The 22108-nt window shown below is 38.7% G+C and carries 22 protein-coding genes; 13 read left to right on the forward strand and 9 right to left on the reverse strand.

Going from position 1 to position 22108, the window contains the following annotated elements:
* The first annotated feature begins 46 nt into the window (after positions 1–46).
* From M2R48_RS06695 to M2R48_RS06710, 4 genes are all read left to right on the forward strand, one after another.
* On the forward strand, positions 47–1804 hold the full coding sequence (locus tag M2R48_RS06695) for a GspE/PulE family protein (RefSeq protein WP_056516006.1): 1758 nt from the start codon (positions 47–49) through the stop codon (positions 1802–1804).
* 101 nt (positions 1805–1905) lie between these two features.
* A complete protein-coding gene (locus tag M2R48_RS06700) occupies positions 1906–2265 on the forward strand; it encodes a NirD/YgiW/YdeI family stress tolerance protein (protein WP_004721890.1) in 360 nt (119 codons plus the stop codon).
* A 163-nt stretch (positions 2266–2428) separates the two neighbouring features.
* Positions 2429–3094 carry a response regulator transcription factor gene (locus M2R48_RS06705; protein ID WP_004721888.1) on the forward strand — a complete coding sequence of 222 codons (666 nt, stop codon included), beginning with the start codon at positions 2429–2431 and terminating at the stop codon, positions 3092–3094.
* Positions 3095–3135: 41 nt separating this feature from the next.
* Entirely contained in the window at positions 3136–4470 is a 1335-nt protein-coding gene (locus tag M2R48_RS06710) for a sensor histidine kinase (RefSeq protein ID WP_262085522.1), read from the forward strand.
* Positions 4471–4659: 189 nt separating this feature from the next.
* Here M2R48_RS06710 and hemP read toward each other — a convergent pair whose 3' ends face one another.
* Positions 4660–4830 (reverse strand): hemin uptake protein HemP, encoded by a 171-nt coding sequence (gene hemP, locus M2R48_RS06715; RefSeq protein ID WP_004721884.1) that lies wholly within the window; start codon positions 4828–4830, stop codon positions 4660–4662.
* A gap of 140 nt (positions 4831–4970) precedes the next feature.
* Between hemP and M2R48_RS06720 the strand changes: the two genes are divergently transcribed.
* Positions 4971–5882 (forward strand): NUDIX domain-containing protein, encoded by a 912-nt coding sequence (locus tag M2R48_RS06720; RefSeq protein WP_262085523.1) that lies wholly within the window; start codon positions 4971–4973, stop codon positions 5880–5882.
* Between the two features lie 26 nt (positions 5883–5908).
* Here the strand turns inward: M2R48_RS06720 and M2R48_RS06725 are convergent, their stop codons facing one another.
* Positions 5909–6493 carry a tetratricopeptide repeat protein gene (locus M2R48_RS06725; protein ID WP_004820161.1) on the reverse strand — a complete coding sequence of 195 codons (585 nt, stop codon included), beginning with the start codon at positions 6491–6493 and terminating at the stop codon, positions 5909–5911.
* A 51-nt stretch (positions 6494–6544) separates the two neighbouring features.
* Positions 6545–8938 carry a penicillin-binding protein 1B gene (gene mrcB / locus M2R48_RS06730; RefSeq protein WP_262085525.1) on the reverse strand — a complete coding sequence of 798 codons (2394 nt, stop codon included), beginning with the start codon at positions 8936–8938 and terminating at the stop codon, positions 6545–6547.
* Positions 8939–9133: 195 nt separating this feature from the next.
* Between mrcB and M2R48_RS06735 the strand changes: the two genes are divergently transcribed.
* The 3 genes from M2R48_RS06735 (at position 9134) to M2R48_RS06745 (ending at position 10875) form a co-directional block, all read left to right on the forward strand.
* The gene (locus M2R48_RS06735) at positions 9134–10036 is read left to right on the forward strand and encodes an NAD(+) kinase (RefSeq protein ID WP_004721877.1); all 903 of its coding nucleotides are present in this window, start codon (positions 9134–9136) and stop codon (positions 10034–10036) included.
* A 2-nt stretch (positions 10037–10038) separates the two neighbouring features.
* Entirely contained in the window at positions 10039–10305 is a 267-nt protein-coding gene (locus M2R48_RS06740) for a YeaC family protein (RefSeq protein WP_004721875.1), read from the forward strand.
* 123 nt (positions 10306–10428) lie between these two features.
* The gene (locus tag M2R48_RS06745) at positions 10429–10875 is read left to right on the forward strand and encodes a hypothetical protein (protein ID WP_262085526.1); all 447 of its coding nucleotides are present in this window, start codon (positions 10429–10431) and stop codon (positions 10873–10875) included.
* Positions 10876–10902: 27 nt separating this feature from the next.
* Here the strand turns inward: M2R48_RS06745 and M2R48_RS06750 are convergent, their stop codons facing one another.
* Positions 10903–11898 carry a glycosyl transferase family protein gene (locus tag M2R48_RS06750; RefSeq protein ID WP_262085527.1) on the reverse strand — a complete coding sequence of 332 codons (996 nt, stop codon included), beginning with the start codon at positions 11896–11898 and terminating at the stop codon, positions 10903–10905.
* Positions 11899–12317: 419 nt separating this feature from the next.
* Between M2R48_RS06750 and M2R48_RS06755 the strand changes: the two genes are divergently transcribed.
* Both M2R48_RS06755 and M2R48_RS06760 read left to right on the forward strand, forming a co-directional pair.
* The gene (locus tag M2R48_RS06755) at positions 12318–13679 is read left to right on the forward strand and encodes a dicarboxylate/amino acid:cation symporter (RefSeq protein ID WP_004721869.1); all 1362 of its coding nucleotides are present in this window, start codon (positions 12318–12320) and stop codon (positions 13677–13679) included.
* A gap of 116 nt (positions 13680–13795) precedes the next feature.
* Positions 13796–14155, forward strand: coding sequence for a hypothetical protein (locus M2R48_RS06760; protein ID WP_262085529.1), 360 nt, complete (start codon positions 13796–13798; stop codon positions 14153–14155).
* Positions 14156–14160: 5 nt separating this feature from the next.
* Here the strand turns inward: M2R48_RS06760 and prfH are convergent, their stop codons facing one another.
* Positions 14161–14751 carry a peptide chain release factor H gene (prfH, locus tag M2R48_RS06765; protein WP_262085530.1) on the reverse strand — a complete coding sequence of 197 codons (591 nt, stop codon included), beginning with the start codon at positions 14749–14751 and terminating at the stop codon, positions 14161–14163.
* Positions 14752–15052: 301 nt separating this feature from the next.
* Here prfH and cgtA point away from each other — a divergent pair, with 301 nt between their 5' ends.
* Complete coding sequence (gene cgtA, locus M2R48_RS06770) at positions 15053–16276, forward strand: Obg family GTPase CgtA (RefSeq protein WP_004820174.1); 1224 nt, start codon at positions 15053–15055, stop codon at positions 16274–16276.
* A 61-nt stretch (positions 16277–16337) separates the two neighbouring features.
* The gene (proB, locus tag M2R48_RS06775) at positions 16338–17471 is read left to right on the forward strand and encodes a glutamate 5-kinase (RefSeq protein WP_004721861.1); all 1134 of its coding nucleotides are present in this window, start codon (positions 16338–16340) and stop codon (positions 17469–17471) included.
* A 47-nt stretch (positions 17472–17518) separates the two neighbouring features.
* Here the strand turns inward: proB and M2R48_RS06780 are convergent, their stop codons facing one another.
* From M2R48_RS06780 to M2R48_RS06790, 3 genes are read right to left on the reverse strand one after another with little or no spacing between them, the layout of a single operon-like run.
* Positions 17519–18040, reverse strand: coding sequence for a hypothetical protein (locus M2R48_RS06780; protein ID WP_262085531.1), 522 nt, complete (start codon positions 18038–18040; stop codon positions 17519–17521).
* A gap of 20 nt (positions 18041–18060) precedes the next feature.
* Positions 18061–18708: an HAD-IB family hydrolase gene (locus M2R48_RS06785; protein ID WP_262085532.1), complete on the reverse strand. Its 648-nt coding sequence runs from the start codon at positions 18706–18708 to the stop codon at positions 18061–18063.
* Complete coding sequence (locus M2R48_RS06790) at positions 18675–19883, reverse strand: DUF1615 domain-containing protein (RefSeq protein WP_262085533.1); 1209 nt, start codon at positions 19881–19883, stop codon at positions 18675–18677. The genes M2R48_RS06785 and M2R48_RS06790 overlap by 34 nt, the downstream gene beginning before the upstream one ends.
* Positions 19884–19966: 83 nt before the next feature.
* Here M2R48_RS06790 and dusB point away from each other — a divergent pair, with 83 nt between their 5' ends.
* On the forward strand, positions 19967–20989 hold the full coding sequence (gene dusB, locus M2R48_RS06795; protein WP_262085534.1) for a tRNA dihydrouridine synthase DusB: 1023 nt from the start codon (positions 19967–19969) through the stop codon (positions 20987–20989).
* A 43-nt stretch (positions 20990–21032) separates the two neighbouring features.
* Here the strand turns inward: dusB and M2R48_RS06800 are convergent, their stop codons facing one another.
* Entirely contained in the window at positions 21033–21626 is a 594-nt protein-coding gene (locus M2R48_RS06800; protein WP_262085535.1) for a DUF4291 domain-containing protein, read from the reverse strand.
* Positions 21627–22108 lie beyond the last annotated feature (482 nt).

Genomic DNA, 22108 nt, shown 5'->3' on the forward strand with positions numbered 1-22108 from the left:
CAACAATTAATTTTGTTATAGTAGATTGAGTTTCGGGGATATAACAATGCAATTTAATTTTGAAATCGATACAGCTTGGTGTTTAGAACAATTATTAAAAGATGGTCGTATTACAGAACGTGAAAAACTATTGGTACAAACCACGCATCGACAACGCGATCAGTTGAAGTGGCATCCTTTACAATGGATAGCCAGCTTTAAGCTCGTCGATGCTAAAAATCCAGTTAAAAGACTGACATTGACCACGCTGACAGAATGGTTAGCTGAAAAAGCCGAACTCAATTCATTTACGATTGATCCGTTAAAGGCCGATGTGACTTCACTGACCAATGTCATGTCGCAAGAGTTTGCAATAAGAAATAAAATTTTAGCAGTTGAGGTCAGTGCCGATAAAATTCTGATTGGTACAGCACAGCCTTTTATGACGGATTGGGTACATAATTTAGAACGTAGTTTAAGCCCCAAAAAAATTGAAAAAGTAGTGTTAAATCCTGAGTTATTACAACGTTATTTAACAGAGTACTATCAAGTCAGTAAAGCGGTCAGCAATTCGCAAAAATCCAGTGCCTATGATAAAGAAAATAAGGGTGTAGAAGCACTTTTACAATTGGGTGATACCCAGAATCCAGATGCCAATGATCAGCATATTGTGAAACTGGTCGATTGGGTTTTACAGTTTGCTTTTGAGCAAGGGGCGAGTGATATTCACTTAGAACCGCGTAAGGAAAAAGGCAAAATTCGTTTTCGTATCGATGGGGTACTGCATACGATTTATAATATGCCAGCCAATACATTAACCGCAGTTATTTCACGGATTAAAATTTTAGGTCGTATGAATGTTGCAGAAAAACGTAAACCTCAGGATGGGCGTTTAAAAACACGTACACCGAAAGGGCAAGAAACCGAGTTACGTCTTTCAACATTGCCGACTGCTTTTGGCGAAAAGTTGGTGATGCGTATTTTCGACCCAGAAGTTTTGGTGCGAAGTTTTCAACAATTGGGTTTTGATGAACATTTATTGGCACAGTGGCATGCTTTAACGCAACATAGTCATGGCATTATTTTGGTGACTGGTCCCACTGGTTCAGGTAAAACCACCACGCTTTATTCTTCGTTAAAACAATTGGCAACCGAACAAGTGAACGTCTGTACCATTGAAGATCCGATTGAGATGTTGGAGCCAAGTTTTAACCAGATGCAGGTCAATCAAGGGATTGAGCTCGGTTTTGCTGATGGTATCCGTGCGTTGATGCGTCAAGATCCAGATATTATTATGGTTGGGGAAATTCGTGACCAAGATACTGCCAACATGGCGATTCAGGCAGCATTAACAGGTCATTTAGTACTTTCAACCCTGCATACCAATGATGCACCATCAAGTTTGACACGTTTGCATGATTTAGGCGTGCAACCTTTTTTAACCGCTGCAACGATTTTGGGAGTATTGGCTCAGCGTTTAGTGCGTAAGCTTTGCCCTCATTGCAAACAAGAAACCTTTATCAATGAACAAGAGTGGAAGCATTTGACATTTGGCTATCAGACCAAAATGCCTAATTTTGTATATAAAGCAGTTGGGTGTGAGGAATGCCGTCAAACAGGTTATAAAGGTCGTGTCGGGATTTACGAGTTTATGCCGATTAGCCTTGAAGCAAAGCAGCGAATTAGTGCGGGCGTGACTTTAGATGATTTAAAAATGCAGGCAAAAAAAGAGGGTATTGAACCATTAAGAATTGCTGGTGCACGTAAAGTATTGGAAGGCGTAACAACGCTGGAAGAAGTCCTTAGAGTTGTGCCTTTAAATTAATTTTGACTTAAAATAGCAAATGAAGAAATCCTAAGATTCACCTCATGTTGGTTTGTTTTAATGCTTCTATCGAAACAATGAACCGATATGAGGACACAACAATGAACGTCATTGCGAAAACAATTTTAACCACAAGCTTAATTGGTTTAACAAGTTTTGCTACTGCAAACACAGCGGTAAATCAATCAGCGCTTACACCAAGTTTAACCACAGTAAAACAAGCGTTAACATTAAAAGACGATACTAAAGTGCAGCTTCGTGGCAACGTGGTTAAAGCAATCGGTGATGAAAAATATCAATTCCGTGATAGCACTGGTAGCATTACTGTCGATATTGATGATGAGTTATGGCAAGGTAAACCGATCGCAGCAAATGCTACAGTGACATTGTTTGGTGAGGTCGATATCGACTATAAGCCGACGAAACGTGTAGAAATTGATGTGGATGCGGTGAATTTTTAATTATTTTATCCATTAATAGTAAGTCACAGCAGATTCTCGTTATATTCGCTAAGACTACATGTGTATGCATGTGGTCTTTAGCAATGTTTAACAAGTATGAACAGCAACAAACTGAACATTTTATTTTGATCAAGGCTTTATCTGCCTAAAAGAGAGATGGTCTATGCGAATTTTGCTCGCTGAAGATGATAGTTCACAAGCTGAAAGTATTAAATCTTGGTTGGAAATGGATGGCTACAATATAGATTGGGTCGAACGTGGTGATCATGCAATTTTAGCCATAGAACAGCATCAATATGATTGCATCTTGCTAGATCGTGGTTTGCCGAAAGCCACTGGCGATGAAATTCTTAAACTGTTAAAACGTCAATTTCCAGAAATTCCTGTGATTTTTCTTACAGCGAGAGACAGCATTCAAGATCGTGTGCAAGGTTTGGATCTCGGCGCAAATGATTATTTGGTAAAGCCTTTTAGTTTAGAAGAATTATCTGCCCGAGTACGGGCACAACTCAGACAAACCCAAGTCACAAATTTACATGAAATAAAATATGAAAATTTAGTGCTAGATACTCAAGCAAAAACAGTATTTCAAGATCAGCAAGTTGTTCATCTCACTGCAAAAGAATTTCAAATTTTATATAAATTGATGCAAAAGCCTGAACATATTGTGACACGAGAGCAATTGGAAGAATCTCTTTATGCTTGGGGGGATGAAATTGAAAGTAATGCGATTGAAGTTTATATCTATCAATTGCGTAAGAAGATCGGCGGACATTTGATTAAAACAATCCGTGGCTTGGGCTATCGTATGAATAAAGAGCAAGACTGAGTATTTCACCAAGTACTTTGAATGATTTCAATAGGATGAATATGACCCAGGCAGTATCACTACAAACCAAGCTGATTAAGACCTCCATGCTCAGTTCAATTGTGGCAGGTGTTTTTGCGCTGATACTTTTGGTCAGTCTTTCGATTTATCACAACATGAAGGTACAAGATGAAATCATGGATGAAGTTGCAGATATGCTTCTGATTTCAGATTTAAGTGCGACGTCTGGTTTTCAATTGGATGAGTTAAGTGATGAATTTGATATTCAGTACCGATTGATGAATGGTGAGGTGATGTTGACCCAATCACCTGAATTTGATTTGCGACAAGGGCATGACAATCTTCTGGCGAAGGGTGAAGACAATGGATATGCATTTATTTGGGCAGAGAATAAGCTGTTACGTAGCTACCGAGCGATTGATCAGGATTCTCAGTTAAGCGTCTATGTTATACAGCCCTTAAGTGTCCGTTTTAAAGACTTATTGCAAAGTTTTATCAGCTATTTATTGGTTTTATTGAGTCTCTGGTTGCTGCAATGGTTGATTTTACATTTCTCAGTTAAAAAACAATTTAAATCTATTCAACTGCTTTCGACAGAAATTGCAGAGAAAAATGCCAATGATCTCAGCTTAATTCAGCAACAGCCTGCATTTAAAGAACTTGAGCCGATGGTCAATCAGCTCAATCAAATGCTTGCGCGACTGGATCAAGCTTTAATTGCTGAACAACGCTTTACCGCAGATGCATCACATGAATTGCGCTCGCCGCTTTCTGCGATACAAATGCGTTTGCAGTTATTACAACGCAAATATGCAGAGGTTCCTGAGATTTATCAGCAACTCAATAGTATTCAAAATGATGTGAATCGAGGAACGCTAGTCCTTGAAAATCTTTTGCTTTTGGCACGATTAGATCCAGCGGATGCCAGTGAATTACCGAAGACTTGGATAAGTCTAGAGCAAATGACTCAGCATGTGTTAAGTAGCTTAGATCCATTTATAGATGAAAAGCAGGTTCAGATTCATATTCAAAGCGAAGATGTTCAGGTCTATGTAAATGAAGAATTACTGTTTATTTGTATTCGCAATCTTGTAGATAATGCGATTCGTTATACGCCAGTACAGGGCAATATTTATATTCAGATTGGACCTTTAAACAATAGCAATAGCTTTGAAATTCAAAATGATGGGGAGGGTATTCCTCAAGACATCTTAGATCGTTTAGGTGAACGTTTTTACCGAGCGTTGGGGACTAAAACACAAGGTTCAGGTTTAGGTTTGTCAATTTGTAAAAAGGTGATCGATTTACATCATGGACAGATTCAGTTTGCTGCTTCCAAATATGGCGGTTTGAGCGTTTGTGTTTATTTACGTTAAAGCTGTGCGATTGAATCGGGCATTTTTATTGAATGTTTAACATTTCATTGGATCGTTTTATAGAGATTGGGTGTTGTATAAAAATCAATAGACAAGCATTAAAAATCAACTGACAAAATTAAAAAGCAGTATGCGCTGATTCATACTGCTTGTTCCCACGTTTTTTGTTTTAACTTAATGTTTTTATAGTTATTTGGTCAAAATTAGACGATTGTTACGTGTTAAACGTAAGCGATATTCTTCTCCAGCATGCATGATGCGAATTTCGCGCCCTAATGCAAATAAGTTATTTGAATGTAACATCGGAAGAGATTGGTGAGCTTCAGTGTTACGTGTGAATAGGCTAAAAGGTGCGTTCATTATTGTTACTCCGTGTGGGGTGCTGTCTAAGTGATTTAAATGATAATCATTATCGAATAGGTCTGTCAACGATAATTTTTATCATTTATAAAATTTCTATAATTGCTTACAATTCATTAAAAATTCAGGTGTCGATTTTTATGTCTAAACCCAGTATTCATGTGGCTATCGCTTTATTACTTTATCGTGGGAAAGTGCTGGTCGGTTGGCGCAATGCAGATCAGCATCAGGGCAATAAATATGAATTTCCTGGTGGCAAAATTGAAGCAGGGGAAACGCCTGTTGAAGCATGTCGTCGAGAGATCTTTGAGGAAGTGGGAATTGGCATCCAGCAATGGCATGCTTTTGATGTGATTCATCATGTTTATGATGATGTTGAAGTGTTTCTCCATCTTTTTCATGCCACGGTTCCTGAACAATATTTGCATGATATTCAGAAACCTTGGACATGGTATGGACGTGATCAACTATTCGCGCTGAATTTCCCTAAAGCCAATCAAGCGATTATTCAACGCTTGTACTGGGCGCATCAAATTAAAATCTCCGACAATCTTTCAGCATTGAGCATAGAAAAAAGTCTAGATGACAACGCGCAATTTTTTTATTTTAGAACGACTGCAGATCAGGTTGCTGTAACACAAATTTCGCAGTTAGCTGCAAATGCCTTATCTCGCTTGATCGTCAATATAGAGCTATGGCAACAGTTGCCTGAACATCTTCAAAAAAATATAGCTGCTGTACATTATAAACAGCATCAATTGATGGATTTACACATCGGGCAGTTACCAATCGGTCTACGTTGTATAGCAGCATGTCATGATTTGGTCTCTTTACAGCGAGCACAGAGCTTAGGCTTTGATGCTGTGATGTTAAGTCCAGTATTTGCAACCCAGACTCATCCTGAAGCCAATGCACTTGGATGGGAAAAATTTGCCGAATATGCCAAGACCTGTGATTTACCCGTCTTTGCATTGGGGGGATTAAGCCAAGCTGATTTAGCGATTGCACAACAGCATTATGCATACGGGATTGCTGGGATTCGAAATTTTTAATCGAGCAGAGATATTGGCTTAAACAGTTATAAACGTTGTAACTGTTTTTGCGCTTCTGCGATGGTCTGTTGATTTTTTAATTGCTGAGCAGCCTGCAAGATAACATTCCAAAAGGTTTTCTTCTGGGATGGACTTTGCGCATAACTTAAACCACGTCGCGCTAAAGATTCAGCATTCGCATATTGTTTCTTCTGATTGGCAATTTGAGCCAAATAAGAGAACACTTGTGCTGATTGTGGTGCTATACGTTGTGCATGGATTGCATAACGTTCAGCTTCATCCCACTGGCCTTTTTGATATGCGGTTTGAGTTTGTTGGATGAGCTGTTTAAAGGCTGGGATATTTTCTCCATCCTCAAATTTTTGCGTTTGAGGCTTGGATTGTGGCGCAATCACAACAGGAACTTTTTCACGTTTAATTTCAGGGCGTTCATAAGGGGTAATTTTTACCCCATCTGGTGTCGCAACCCGATGGTCAGGCTGTTCAGATTTTGGCTTTTCAACAGATTTGCTTGGTTTAGAATTTTGTTGGGGTGTTGTTTGACACCCGGCCAAAGTTAATATTCCACTTAAACTTAGAATATAAGCGATTGTGCTTACATTTCGTTTCATCACAAATTCCTATTTAAAAGCCAATTTACCGGTATATCCAACACGTTTAGATTAGTTGTTATAACTACCACTTGAGATCACATGACCTCTTGAGTCCTGATCTAAACTGTCTTCACTTTCGCGAATATAGTTTTCTATACTATCACTTGAATGCGGCTGTGAAGTGTTTTGTTGCGTATCAGGCGTGGATTGAGGATCAACTTGATAATATGGCATGCCGCACTCTGTTGCACGATTAGGGACTGTGTGACGTAATAATGGAATATATAGTGCGCCTTCACAGCCTTGTGCTGAAAGCTCCCCAGTACGAGAGTCAATCCATTGCCATGAAATATCATCAGTTTGACGTAAATTCACTGGTTTTTGGCGTAATTGCTTCATGACATTGATCCATACAGGTAATGCACCTGATGAACCTGTAAGCCCAGTGATTTTATTGTTGTCTAAGCCTAACCACACCACTGCTAAATTACTGCCTGAATATCCAGCAAACCAAGAATCACGGGTATCGTTGGTTGTACCTGATTTGCCCGCAAGTTTGAGATCAGCAGGTAATGTGTTGTAAGCCGCTTTACCTGTACCCGCAGACATGACTTGTTGTAAGCCAAAGTTCAATAAGAAGGCAGCAGAAGGGTCTATGGTTTGTTGTACATTTAAACCAAAACGTTCTAATAAACGACCATTAGAATCTACAACAGTACGAATCGCTTTGGTTGGGTATTTAAATCCACCTGTTGCAAAGTTACCATAAATACTCATCACTTCCATTGGCGACATATCAACTGCACCAAGGAAAATAGACGGGTAGTTTGGAATCTTTGAGGTCACGCCAAATTTAGACAAGTTATTGCTAAATGTAGAGATCCCAAATTCATTCCCTAAACGCACAGCAGACAAGTTATATGAGTTCGCTAAGGCTTGAGACATCGGAACATAGCCATGACCTGTTCCACTATAGTTCTTTGGTGTCCAGGTTTGATTACCACTGACAGGTAAACTAATTGGCGCATCTTCAATTTGTGATGCCCAGTTATAACGACCTGATTCCAACGCACTTAAATAAATCACAGGTTTAAGTAAAGAACCCACTTGACGTTTAGCATCTACAGTACGGTTAAAGCCAGTAAAGTCTTGGGTAGAACCAACAGCGGCAATCAATTCGCCATTTTCAGGACGGGTAACTAAAACAGCGCCTTGTAGGTCTTTTAGTCTTGCTGGGTTCGCATTGGCTAAACGGCTCACCGTTTCTCTAAAGCTCTTTTGCACTCTAGTTTGTGCAATTGGATCAAGTGTCGTAAAAATTCTTAAACCTTGATTAGTTAAATCTGATTCTTGGTATTCGGTTTTAAGTTGACGACGTACAATATCTAAGAAGTCTGGGAAGCTTGCTGTACCTAATGTTGGTTTACGCACCACATTGAGCGGACGTGCAATTTCTTTTTCATATTGCGCTTGGTCTAAGTATCCCATCACCAACATATTGTTCAGCACAATATCGCGACGTTTTTTTGCGCCTTCAGGATTTTTCCAAGGGTTAAATAGGGTAGGACCCTGAACTAAACCGACCAAAAATGCTTGTTGTGAAATATTTAATTCACTGAGTGGTAAACCAAAATAGAATTGTGAAGCTAAGCCATAACCATTGACAGAATAGTTACCACTTTGACCTAAATTCACTTCATTCAAATAGGCTTCTAAAATTTCGTCTTTGCTGTAATGAAGCTCTAATAACAGTGACATCAGGGCTTCATTCACTTTACGTTTTAAGGTCTTTTCAGGGGTTAAGAAAAAGTTCTTAACCAACTGTTGCGTCAGTGTTGAACCACCTTGACGTTTACCACCAGTCACGTTACTGAGTAACGCGCGCGCTGTACCACGGAATGAAATACCATGATGACGATAAAAGTTTCTATCCTCTGTAGCAATTAAAGCTTCAATCAAAGGTTTAGGAACTTTATTTAATTTAATGAGGACACGGTCTTCATTGTGTTGCGGGTAGATACCACCAATTAACATTGGTTCTAAACGTGCGATTCCAGTATTGGTCGGTTTGGTGGCTTTTACATCTGTAACTGTATCGCCAGCAAAGGTCACTTGTAGGACTTGTTCTGGATCTACACTGTCACCAAAGTCAAAGCCACGTGTATGCACGTAAATTGTATTCGGTTGGGTAATATAGGTTCCCGATTTGGTATAGCTATCACTGTTTTTATAACCGAGTAATTTGAGCTCTTGTTCAAACTCTATTTGGGCAATTGGCGCAGTTGCATAGATTTCTAATGGGCGAGCGAATACTTTCGCAGGAATATCCCAGCGATTGCCTTCAAACTTATCTCGAATAACATTGTCGAGGCGAATTAAGTAGACGCTAAATGCGAGAAATACTGCAATAATTAATACACAAAAAATCAGTGCAATTAAGCCTATACCACGTTCGGTCTTCATATACAGATAATAATACCCAAATTTATTTTCGCTAATCATGCGAAGCTTTTCTTAATTTTGCAATAATAAATCTGTGAAATACACAAATTTAAAGGCTTTTTAAACATTCTCGTTATTTTTCGTATATGAATGATTTTATAAACATATACTGAGAGTGCTATTATATCTCAGAATTTCAGTGGAGCTACCGCATCTGTGCAAATTTCACCAAAGACCTTTCGTAATATCGGTTTAATTGGAAGACCAGATAAATCATCTGTGGTTGATACGCTTTGTCTTATACACGATCATTTATTAAGTTTGGGTCTGCATCCAGTTTTTGATACAGCTACAGCACAACTTGTACCTTATACCAATACACAAACTGTCAGTAAGAATCTGCTCGGTGAAGTGGTTGATTTGGTTATTGTCGTCGGTGGTGATGGTTCTTTATTACATGCTGCACGTGCATTGGTAAAATACAATATTCCTGTACTTGGGGTGAACCGCGGTCGTTTAGGGTTTTTAACAGATATTAAACCCACTGAAGTGCTGTTTAAGTTAGATCAAGTTTTAAAAGGTGAGTTTCAGCTTGATCGTCGCTTTTTATTGGAAATTGAAATTCGCAGTAAAAATGAAATAATTTATGATGCAATTGCTTTGAATGATGTGGTACTTCATTCAGGTAAATCTGTACATATGATTGATTTTGAGCTGAATATTGATGGGCAATATGTTTATCGCCAACACAGCGATGGTTTAATTGTATCGACCCCGACAGGTTCAACGGCATATGCCTTATCTGGTGGGGGACCGATTTTACATCCAAGTATGGATGCAATTGCTTTGGTTCCAATGCACCCACATACGTTGTCATCAAGACCGATTGTGGTAGGTGGGCAAAGCGAAATTAAGATATTGATCCGTGAAAACCGGGTGTTGCCGATGGTCAGTGCCGATGGTCAGCATAGCGTTTCATTAAATGTCGGTGATAGTTTGCATATTCGTAAACATCCCTTCAAACTAATACTTTTACATCCACCAGGTTATGACTTCTATATGGCTTGTCGTACTAAACTTGGCTGGAATCAAGATTTTGATTCTTTTCAGCGGGATTGACCATGAATATTGAACAGATGCTTTCTATTTTAGATGCTGACATTGTTGAGCGTTTAAAAACTGCGGTAGAAATTGGTAAATGGCCAAATGGTGTGGCGTTGACTGCTGAGCAACGTCAAACCTGTATGCAAGCAGTGATTGCTTGGGAACATCAGAATATACCTGAAAAAGAACGTACAGGTTATATCGATAAAGGGCATAAAGAAGAAGGTGAGGAATGTGATTCGCATGTGCCTGAGCCAGAATTTAAACCGATTCGTTTTATCTAACTGAGCAAAAGATCCCTTGAATCACAGAGTAGTTTCACTTTGTGATTCAAACACACAATTTAAAAAACAATAATATTTAAACTGTTTCAATCATGATGATATTAAAACGATAAAGAGGTTAAAATGCTCAAGCTACTCAAAACAATAAAGCTTGCTCGACTCAGTTTATTCTGTATCACTGCAATTTCGACCAGTACATTCGCTGAGCAAACAAGTGATGCTAAACGTATTCAATGTTTATTAGAAGTTACCGTAACCGCAAGTCAAAATTTCCAAACGCCTGTCACACAATATACATCAATTAAAAATGATGGTTATCCCATGCTGTTAGTTGGTATCAAGATCCGTAATGCTTATACAGCCGACGCATCAAAAAAGATAAAAACCCATCATCTGTATTGTTCCAGTCTGATTGGAAAGCAAAAAGATGCTTATTTATCTGGTCCTTATCAATCCAATAATATCGATGTCAAAATAGGTGATCAGTTGCAACTTATCAATATTCATTCTTCAGGAAAAAGTTATCCCTATTGGGCTGATTTTTATTTTATCCAAAAGCGTGATCAATAACGTTCACGCTTGTGTTTAAAGATGAAATTAGAAACGCGTGTTCCAAAGGTGCTTTGCTTTACTCATGGCTTCTAGATAGTTATTTACAATACCCATGGTATATAAAGCAATGCCCATTGTTTCAGTGATGGCAATTTCTCCATATTCATGTGCTTGTTGGCCTTCCCAAACCGCTTTAAAAACAGCGAGATCAAGCTGTTCTTCTGTTGGGCTGCGGTTATCGGTTAATTTAGGCAATTCATGTTCATAAAGTTCACCATCTTGAATGCCACAGATGAGGGTTTTTGCATCAGGATTACGCTCAAACTCGCCACCTTCACCTTTAATCACAGCACTATTTTTATAACCTAATTGAAAGGCAGCTTGTTGGTGTGAACTACGATAAGCAGGGTGGAAAATTGCCTGTAAGGTTGCTTTGGCATTGAATGGATTAATCAAACGAGCCAGTGTGTGAATCGGGGAGCGTAACCCCATCACATTTCTAAGATTGATCAAATCTGCCAAGATCGGAGAGATCACATTTAAAGGCAAATAGGCAAAATTTTGGGTGTCTAGTTGCTGTTTGACTTGTGCTTCATTTTGGCAAATTGGAAAGTCCAAGTATTCTAAGACTTGTTCAGTATACACACGGTTCATAGTATGGCCTGATGCACCATGCATCACGATTTTATAACCATGCTTTGAAAGTGTTAATGCTGCCAATAAAAACCACGGGTAGTGTTTGCGTTTACCCGCATAAGATGACCAATCTAAATCCACAGCAAGTGGTTGAAAATTCAATTGGTCTTTGGTCGCTTGGACAAAGCCTGTCAGTTCATCTACAGACTCTTCTTTGACCCGAAGCAACATTAAAAACGCGCCAAGTTGTACGTCTAAGACTTCATTTTTCAAAATCATTGAAAAAGCTTGATAAGCTTCATCATAAGTTAATGATCGTGCACCATTTTTCCCTTTACCAACAATTCGCACAAACTGCGCAAAAGGATGTTCAAAGTCTTTATAAAGATTGCGTTTTGTATTCATGTCAAATGGATCAAGGGAGAGGATACAGTGAAATACACTATGCCATAAATTGATCTGAATCGTATAGACATAGATGATATTAGACTAAGGTCTAAGCATAAATTGCACAGATGTTAGGCGAAATTAACATTTGCATAGAGATTGATCATCAAAAATTAATTAAAATAGCCTTGAAGAGCGTTTTATTTTTTATCTCCTGTTCTGTATTTATTCTTTTGGCCAAGGTGCCAGCGAGAATAAATCTTAAACATCGTCATTCGTTGTCATTGTTTTGGAAAACTGTCGTTTTCTGAAGGGATTTTTATTTGCTAAAAACCGACTTCCCAGAAGTTTTTATCGGGATTTTGGGCTGTGTCAGCAAATGGTAGCATTAACATTGGATATTTCTTCAAACAGAAATATAGAAAGAAGTAATTATCATGGCTAAGAAACCGCTGTATAAGTCACTCTATTTTCAAGTGATTGTTGCCATTATTTTGGGTGTGATTGTAGGGCACTACTTTCCAAGTGGTACTCAATTGATCAATGGTGTAGAGAAAAGTGTTCCTGGTTTAGGCGAACAACTCAAACCTTTAGGTGATGCTTTTATTAAGCTCATTAAAATGATTATTGCCCCTGTGATTTTCTGTACCGTGGTCAGTGGGATTGCGGGCATGGAAAGCATGAAATCAGTGGGTAAGACTGGTGGTATTGCACTTTTATACTTTGAAGTCGTGTCTACCATTGCCCTGATTATTGGTTTGGTTGTCATCAATATCGCCAAGCCGGGCGTTGGTATGAATGTTGATCCTGCGACTTTAGATACCACGGGTATCAGTAAGTATGTGGAATCAGGTGCATCACAGTCTACTGTTGATTTCTTTTTGCATATTATTCCAAATACGGTTGTGGGCGCATTTGCAGAAGGTGAAATTCTACAAGTTCTTTTATTTGCCTTATTGTTTGGTTTTGCATTACATAAACTTGGCGATGCTGGAAAACCAGTATTAAGATTGATTGATCAAATTTCGCATGTGTTCTTTAACATTGTGAATATGATTATGAAACTTGCGCCAATCGGTGCTTTTGGTGCGATGGCATTTACCATTGGTAAGTATGGGATTGGTAGCTTAGCGCAACTTGCACAGTTAATTCTTTGTTTCTATATCACGTGTTTGTTGTTTATCTTTATTATTTTAGGTTCAATCAGTCGTTTCTGCGGATTTAGTATTTTAAAAATGATTCGTATGATTCGTGAAGAATTGTTGATTGTATTGGGTACATCGTCTTCAGAATCTGTATTACCGCGTATGCTGAAAAAGCTTGAAATTGCTGGATGTGAAAAGTCTGTGGTTGGTTTGGTAATTCCAACAGGTTATTCATTTAACCTTGATGGTACCTCTATTTATTTGACTATGGCGGCGATCTTTATTGCGCAAGCAACCAATACTCAACTGGATATTTGGCATGAAATTACTTTACTTGCAGTCTTGTTGATTTCATCAAAAGGTGCAGCAGGTGTAACTGGTTCAGGCTTTATTGTCATGGCAGCAACTTTGGCTGCTGTAGGTAATATCCCAGTCGCTGGTTTGGCTTTGATTTTAGGTATTGACCGTTTCATGTCAGAAGCACGTGCATTGACTAACTTGGTGGGTAACTCTTTGGCAACGATTGTAGTTGCCAAGTGGGTCGGAAAGCTGGATGTTGAGAAGCTCAATGATGCTTTAAATAACCCAGCTGAAGTGGATCGTAAAATGCTTGAAGAATCAAATCAACCCCAATTGGATTTGCAAAAGTCTTAATTTTATTGTGTTGTAAATCAAGGAAGCTCAGGCTTCCTTTTTTATTGTTGTGATAAAATCGTGTTTCGATTAGAAATCAATTTCTATAATCAAAACTATCTTTAATTAGGTATTCAATGGATAAAAATATTCAAGATATTGCATATCAATTATGTGCAGAATTTATACAAGCAGTTTGTCATAAAAATTTTAAACAACTTCATTTAAAATTTGGAATATCTCAAGCCGTTTGGGATGAAATTCAAGAAGACGTTTTACATTACTATTTTGATCAAGACATTCCTGAACTAACAATTTCAAATGAGAATTTTGAAGTTTTTCAATATTATCAAGGTGGTTATGGAATAGAGGCCAAATTAGAAACCACGTTAAATGATGAAACAGAAAAATGGACAGATTTAACATTAAGTGCTGAGCTAATTGAAAAAGAAAATAGAACGTTTCAATTTGCATATCGTTTAATTGAAGTGATGTAAAAACATCACTTTTTAAATGCTCGGACGGCATTGCCTCGCTCGATCAACGCGTGTTGTAAATGTTGAGCGTGTTTCTGATGGGCTTGCTGGCTCTCCATCTGTTGTTGTAGTTTGAGTGCAATCAATTCTTTTGCCACACGTTTATTGGCATGTTGGCTTCGTTCAGTCATGACCTTTACACTTATCCCAGATGCAACATGAGTTGCATGGACAGCAGAGTCGGTTGTGTTGACATGCTGGCCACCAGCACCTGAAGCACGGCAGGCCTGAAAAGTGATGGTGTCATCCGCAGGGAGTTGCAACGGTGTATCGAAAAGCGTAATGCCTACAAACCAGTTTTTACGTTTATGTTGTGGACGAATTGGACTTTGAAAAGTCCATTGAATTGTACCGAGCCAAGTATTGAGCCATGTTCGGGCATCCTCATCGACACTGAGCAGTACCGAGGAATAACCATATTGAGTCGTATGGCTTTCAATTGTTTGGAGATGGATCTTTTTTGTTTTGGCTTCTTTGCGTATTTCTTCAAGCGTATATTTTACAGCGAGTTGACATTCTGCGGGTCCAAGCGCAGCACTGAGTTGGACGATAGACAATATGCGTGTTCCTTAAAATTAATGTATAAGTTCGAAAATCAAAAAAATGCATGCGAATAAACAGAAATTTTGAGATTCATTAAAATAAGCGTGATTTAATTTTGAATTATTGATTTTCAGCGAACTGATTATAGAAAAATATGTGAATAAAAAACAATCGAAATCGAATAAAAATATGCATTATCAAGCCTCTCACAATAAATGTTTAAGAAAATTCATGCTTAGCTGAATAATACTATTCGAGAAATTTTTGAAAATATGGCAGAATATGGGGTTTTAAAGATTTTAGAGGATTGGCAGCATGCGCTTTGTTGATGAAGCAGTCATTACCGTAGAGGCTGGCGACGGTGGCAATGGCGTAGCCAGTTTTCGCCGTGAAAAATTTGTACCATTTGGTGGCCCAGATGGTGGTGATGGTGGTCGTGGCGGCAGCGTATATATTCAAGCTGACGACGATACCAGTACCTTAGTAGATTATCGTTATACCCGTAAATTTCGCGCTGAACGTGGTAAAAACGGTGCTGGCGCAAACTGTGCTGGTCGTGGTGGTGAATCAGTTATTCTGAAAGTTCCAGTAGGAACAACCATTGTAGATACAGAGTCTGGCGATATTATTGGTGATTTGGTTGAAGATGGCCAAAAGGTTTTAGTTGCACATGGTGGCGATGGTGGTTTGGGGAATACTCATTTTAAATCATCGACTAACCGTTCTCCGCGTAAATGTACACATGGTATCAAAGGTGAATACCGTGAAATTCGTTTAGAGTTAAAAGTTCTAGCGGATGTAGGTTTATTGGGGATGCCGAATGCAGGTAAATCTACCTTTATCCGTGCAGTATCAGCAGCTAAACCAAAAGTTGCAGATTATCCATTTACAACAATGGTACCGAACTTGGGTGTGGTCGATGCGGATCGTCATCGTTCATTCGTTATGGCGGATATTCCAGGATTGATTGAAGGTGCAGCAGAAGGTGCAGGTTTAGGGATTCGCTTCCTTAAGCATTTGGCACGTACACGTATTCTTTTGCATATTGTCGATGTACAACCGATTGATGGTTCAGATCCTGCCTACAATGCCAAAGCGATTGTGGAAGAATTGAAAAAATTCTCACCAACATTGGCTCAATTACCGATTGTTCTTGTTTTAAACAAACTTGATCAATTAACTGATGATACTCAAGAAGAATGGTGTAATCATATTCTTGAAGAATTACAATGGGATGGTCCTGTATTTAAAACTTCAGGCTTGCTTGAGGAAGGTACCAAACCTGTTGTGTATTACCTCATGGATCAAATCGAGCAACAACGTGAGTTGGAAGACGAAGATCCAGAGTATGCAGCGAAAATGAAAGCATTCCGTGATCAGCTTGAAGCTGAAACACGTGAGCAAACGATTGCTGCAAAAGAAGCTTATCGTGAAATGCGTCGTCAACAACGTCTTGCTGGTATTTTGGCAGAGGAAGAAGATGATGAGGATGACGATGGCGAGGATGATGGCGAAATGGAAGTGTACTACGTACGCTAATTTCTAAGGGTATCTATAGTCTCTAAGGATACCCATTTAGAAAAGAAAGACCGAGGACAAGATGATAGAAGTGGTAGATGGGCAACGTCAGCTCAAGGCTTTAAAACGTATCGTTGTTAAAATCGGATCATCTTTACTCACAGCAAATGGGCAAGGTTTAGATTTGGATGCAATTTCGCATTGGGCGAAACAAATTGCAGATCTACACAATGCAGGGCACGAGATCATTCTTGTGTCTTCAGGTGCTGTGGCTGAAGGGATGGTTCGTATGAAGCTAGAGAATCGACCCACCGATTTACCCAGTCTACAAGCTTGTGCTGCCATTGGTCAGATGGGATTAATTCACACATGGTCAAGTGTGTTGGAAAAGCATTCGATCCAAACTGCGCAAGTCTTGTTAACTCATGATGATCTTGCAGATCGCCGTCGTTACCTTAACTCATGTGATGCATTGCAGAATTTAATTGATTGGAAAGTGATTCCTGTAATCAATGAAAATGACACAGTGTCTACTGATGAAATCCGCTTTGGTGATAATGATACGCTTGCAGCAATGGTTGCAGGGCAAGTTCATGCAGACTTACTGATCATTTTGACTGATCAGCAAGGGATGTTTGATTCAGACCCGCGTTCTAATCCAAATGCAAAATTGTTCCATACTGTTCGTGCAATGGATGAAACCTTGTTTGATATGGCAGGCGGTGGTGGTAAGTTTGGTCGTGGTGGTATGTTGACCAAAGTTCGCGCTGCTCGTCTGGCTGCCAAGTCAGGTTGTCCAACGCTGATTGCCAGTGGTGAAAGTGACAATGTATTGGCTCGTTTAATGGCGGGTGAATTATTGGGTACTTTATTCATTACTGATGATGATCGTGTTACAGCACATCAACAGTGGTTAGCTGCACACCTTCAAACTGCAGGGCGTTTGGTTTTAGATGATGGTGCTGTCAAAGCCATTAAAGAAAACCATCGTAGTTTATTGCCTGTAGGGGTAAAAGCCGTGGAAGGGCATTTTGATCGCGGTGATGTTGTGGAATGTGTTGATCAGTATGGTCATCGAGTCGCGGTTGGACGGGTGAACTTTAGTTCGCGTTCTGCTGAAACTGTCAAAGGTTTGGCTTCGGATAAGGTGTATCAGGTTTTAGGTGAAGCACGTTCTTTAGAAATGATTCATCGTAATCACATGTCGATTTATTGATTGGTTTTAAGATTTCTAATAAATATAACCTCGCTTTGGCGGGGTTTTTATTTGGGTGTGATTAATGGTGCTTTTTCGTCGTATAGATCAGATTTAAAAACTTTATGGCCGACCCATGACTTTAAGTAAAAATGTTGATCATGGAAGCGAGAGCCTCCTTGTACACCTTTGCCAAAATTTTCATCGTTATTTAATTTACGTTTGATCGCATTAAAAAAGCTTTTAATATTTTTATGAGGTGTTTTTGAGATCATTCTTAAACTTATTTTTTCTAACGTATCCTCTGTTTCTCGACCACCTTCACCTGTAATGGCATATATACAGTATTCATCTTTATAGATTTTATCTTTACTGATGTTTTGAGCTTGATCGAGAAAATAGAAGCCAAGATTTGGATGATCATATTGGCGAAGTTGTTCTTGTAAATTATCAGGCGTGGCAATTTTCATTTGAATTTTATGATCTGAATCAAAATATTCCATTGCCATTTCAATTTGATATTTCTTTAACTCGTGTTGAATATAGGGATAGAATTCAGAGAGTGGCATGATGATATTGATATAGGACATTAAAAAATCTCAGTGCTGAATTACGCAAATTTTTTTTCATCTTCTAAATAGGGTAAAACCTGATCCTTACCAACCATATATTGATAATCGGCCAAATGAAGCATATCCAAATCTTCTTCACTGTTTCCATAGGCAAATATTTTGTCATATTGGTCTAAATCATATCTTTCTAAGATACGAAGTCGTTTTTGTTCACAACTGCAATCTGGCGTGGAATAGTTGCCAGTAAATTTGCCATCTATGACTTCAGTTCCAGTACAGATCAAATCGATATCTAAGATTTGGCAAATGAGTTTGAGGTAAATATCTACAGATGCTGAAACCAAAACAACATCATCGCCATTTGTTTGATGTTTTAATAACTGCTGATAAAGATTTTGATCCAGTTGTCGAACTAAGCGTTGAGCGTATTCGTTTGCAATATCTTGAATTTCATTGGCATCGGCTTGTTTAAACATTGCATTAAATAACTTGATACGCATCGAGTTGGCAGGGTAGATGTTTAAATAATAGGCCTGAATCCACGGTAAAATTTTGATGCCTTGCTTTACGATATGTCTTTTTGATAAAGCATAGAAAATAAACCCTGTGAAACTGTCTTTTTTACACAAGGTTCCGTCAAAATCAAATAATGCTAAATTTTTAAACGTTTTGCTCGGTGCATACATGTTTCATATCGTCCGTTTACGCGGCTTGCGTACCAGTTAGTATTATAATCACGACTCAATTTAGGCCCAGAAATGACAACTTCAGGCATTATCGCATACATTGGATCTTTGCCTGTTTTATTCTTATAAAGTTTAGTCACTGCAATATAGGTTTGAGTTTTTTCAAAATCTTGCTGCTTCTCGTCTTTTAAATCACTACGTAGTTGTCTCGGTGTGACTAAAATATTATTTTTTGAAAATAAGGCAGTGAGGGCTTTTTCTGTATCTGTAATTGCCGGACGCGGGGCGCCATTTTTATCATACGAGAGTAAATCACCATCGAGTGCCAGATTAGCTTCAGTGAGCTTATCGATCATTTTTTGAAAAGCGGCATTTCGGCTCGAATACATGCCTGAGTTATAGTCAGCAAAACGATAAATCGGTTTATCATAATCTGCTGGATACATCATTAAACGGTGGATTCCATAGTATAAACCTCCAAATTGAGTATATAGATCATCACGTAATTCATTGATGTTCATACTGGTGCGTTTATGCTCTTTGGCATAATTGATATGAACCTGCATTGAACCTAATGTTGTGATTGGGTTCATTTTTTCAGCAATATCTTGACCAACAAATTTTGCCGCACCCGTCAGCGCACTCACATGATAATGCTTTGCCATATAATCAAAGATTTCACGGTAAAGTACGTCTAAATCTTTTTCAGTGCGGACACGACTCATTTGTTTTAAATAGTTATCATCTGGTGAGGGCTGATTTTTTAAAACATTCTCAAAATATGAAGCAACCGTGCCACCAATTGTGGTTCCAAGTTTATCTTCAAATTTTTCATTTAAACGTGTGGTGACTTCTTTTACCGCTTTATCCCCCAAACCTGGCACAACAGGATTGGCAACAAAGTTAGATTCCTGATCAACCACCGCGATGATGGTACAGATATTTTCTTTGTTGGTTGGGATTTTTAATTCATTGGAAATATCGTAGATGTCTTTTGCCCACGAGTCACGTTGATTGACACGGTTTGGAATCAGTTTTCTGATTTGCTCTTGTTTTAATTGTTCATCATCTTCATGGGCAAACCATGAACCTTTACCACAAGCAACTAGGCTTAAAGAAAGAGCTAACACGCTGAAAGATTTAAGAAATGCGTGATGTCGAACTAATTTTTTCATGTCGAAGAAAACATACTCAGAAAATGATGAGCCACTATGGCAGATGCAGTATACTATGAAGGTCTAAAAATGTATGAATATATATGTATATTGGTCCTTATCAACTGTCAAATAATTTAATCGTTGCGCCTATGGCCGGAGTTACAGATCGTCCGTTTAGGACACTGTGCAAATACTTTGGTGCTGGGCATGCGGTAAGTGAAATGATGACCTCTGATCAGACCTTACGTATGACCAAAAAGAGTCTATATCGGGCAAATTTTGATGGTGAATTAGCGCCGATTTCAGCGCAAATTGCAGGATCTGAACCAGATCAGTTGGCTGAGGCAGCACGTTATCAAGTTGCAAATGGTGCGCAAATTGTCGATATCAATATGGGATGCCCAGCAAAAAAAGTCTGTAATAAACTGGCAGGTTCGGCATTGCTGAAAGATGAAGATTTGGTTGCCCGAATTTTAGAAGCGGTGGTAAAAGCGGTTGATGTGCCTGTGACGTTAAAAACACGGTTAGGTTTTTTAAATGGTCATGAGAATATTATCCGTGTGGCGAAAAGAGCAGAAGAAGCAGGAATTGCAGCCTTAGCCTTACATGGTCGTACCCGTGAGGATATGTATTTAAATACGGCACGTTATAGTTTGATTAAAGAAGTCAAACAGATGCTCTCTATTCCTGTGATTGCCAATGGAGATATCGACAGTCCAGAGAAAGCCAAATATGTATTGGACTATACTGGTGCTGATGCCGTTATGATTGGGCGCGCGGCCCAAGGGCGTCCGTGGATTTTTCGTGAAATTGCCCATTATTTAAAAACCGGTGAATATTTAGCAGCACCAGATATTCAAGAAGTAAAACACGTATTACTGGGTCATTTGTCTGAACTTTATCAGTTCTATGGTGAATACTCGGGTTGCCGAATTGCACGTAAGCATATTGCTTGGTACACCAAAGGCTTACATTCTAGTAATGAATTCCGTCAAAATATGTACAAAGTGGAAAGCACGACAGAACAAGCAAAAGTTGTTGAGGCTTACTTTAATCACTTGCTTGAACAAGGCAATACGATGAGTGATGTACAGGTTGAGTCGCTAAATTTATTGGATGTGTAATCAATAAGGTGTAATGAGTATGGAAGCGAACTCCCATACTGAATCAACCAATCACCAAATGTTTTTTTAATGCATCGTTTAAAGGATAAATACGTTGTTTAGGCAAGAGTTTTTCAGCGTGTTTATACTGTCCTAAACGTCGAAATTGCGCCATCTTATTTACAAGAAGGGTGATATCTTGGATTGAGTGAATCGCCGTGTTGTTAAACGCTTGAATTAAAAAACGACTAATCCCAATTTGAATACTACGCTGTTCAAGCTTAGTTCCCTTTAAATTCCGTTCAGGATCCCACTGAATATGAACCTTGGCATTTTCAAAAGACTCAAACCAGTGTTCGCCATTTTTATACGTAGAGAGTGTCGGGTCGGTATGGATACTTTGCTGGAGTAAATATTCCCAAAAATCACGTTTGATACGGATTGCCAAAATATGATTTTGGTTGGATTTTGTTGCCCAATGACTTCTTTCCATTAGCCATAAAAATGAAGGTTTTATCCATGTCATTCTGTTAAAGGAAAAGGGCGAAACAAACTTTTGTTGTTGTACCGCCAATTGTGCAATTTGTTGGTTATAGGCTTGATAAACTGTAATCGTGTCACGGTCATATAGCGCACGTATTTGATGATATGCAGACATGATAAATCTCACTTGTATTTTGAATAAGTTGTTAAAAATTTTAAAACTTAATCAAATAAGTGGAAAATGATTCACCGATTGGCAAAAAATTTGATTTAACATGAGTATCAAGCTAGCTTTATTGATTTTGTCGCTATTCTAGTCAAAATGGTATTTTTATCAAGCTGATCAGGGTCTGTTGACATTTCATAAATGGCTTGCGTTGTAGGTTAAAATTGAGCATGAGACGTATACGTCGTAAAGCATGAATGAGAATAGCGAGACTATTTTCAAGTTTCATAACGAAGGCTGAGATAATTTTAGCCACAACCCTGAGCAAGAACAAAGCACTGCTTTGTTTGCAGCGCAAGGCGCAGCGGGGGACTAGCGTGTTTTTTGCCGCTACGTCGTTACCTTGCGAAACGATGTTTCTCATCATTTAGAATGACTAAATTTCGTATCTCGCGCCTAGTATCGCCTAAAAAACACACGTAGTCGCAAAC

The sequence above is a fragment of the Acinetobacter sp. I-MWF genome (genome assembly GCF_025433935.1).
Classification (GTDB): Bacteria; Pseudomonadota; Gammaproteobacteria; order Pseudomonadales; family Moraxellaceae; genus Acinetobacter; species Acinetobacter guillouiae.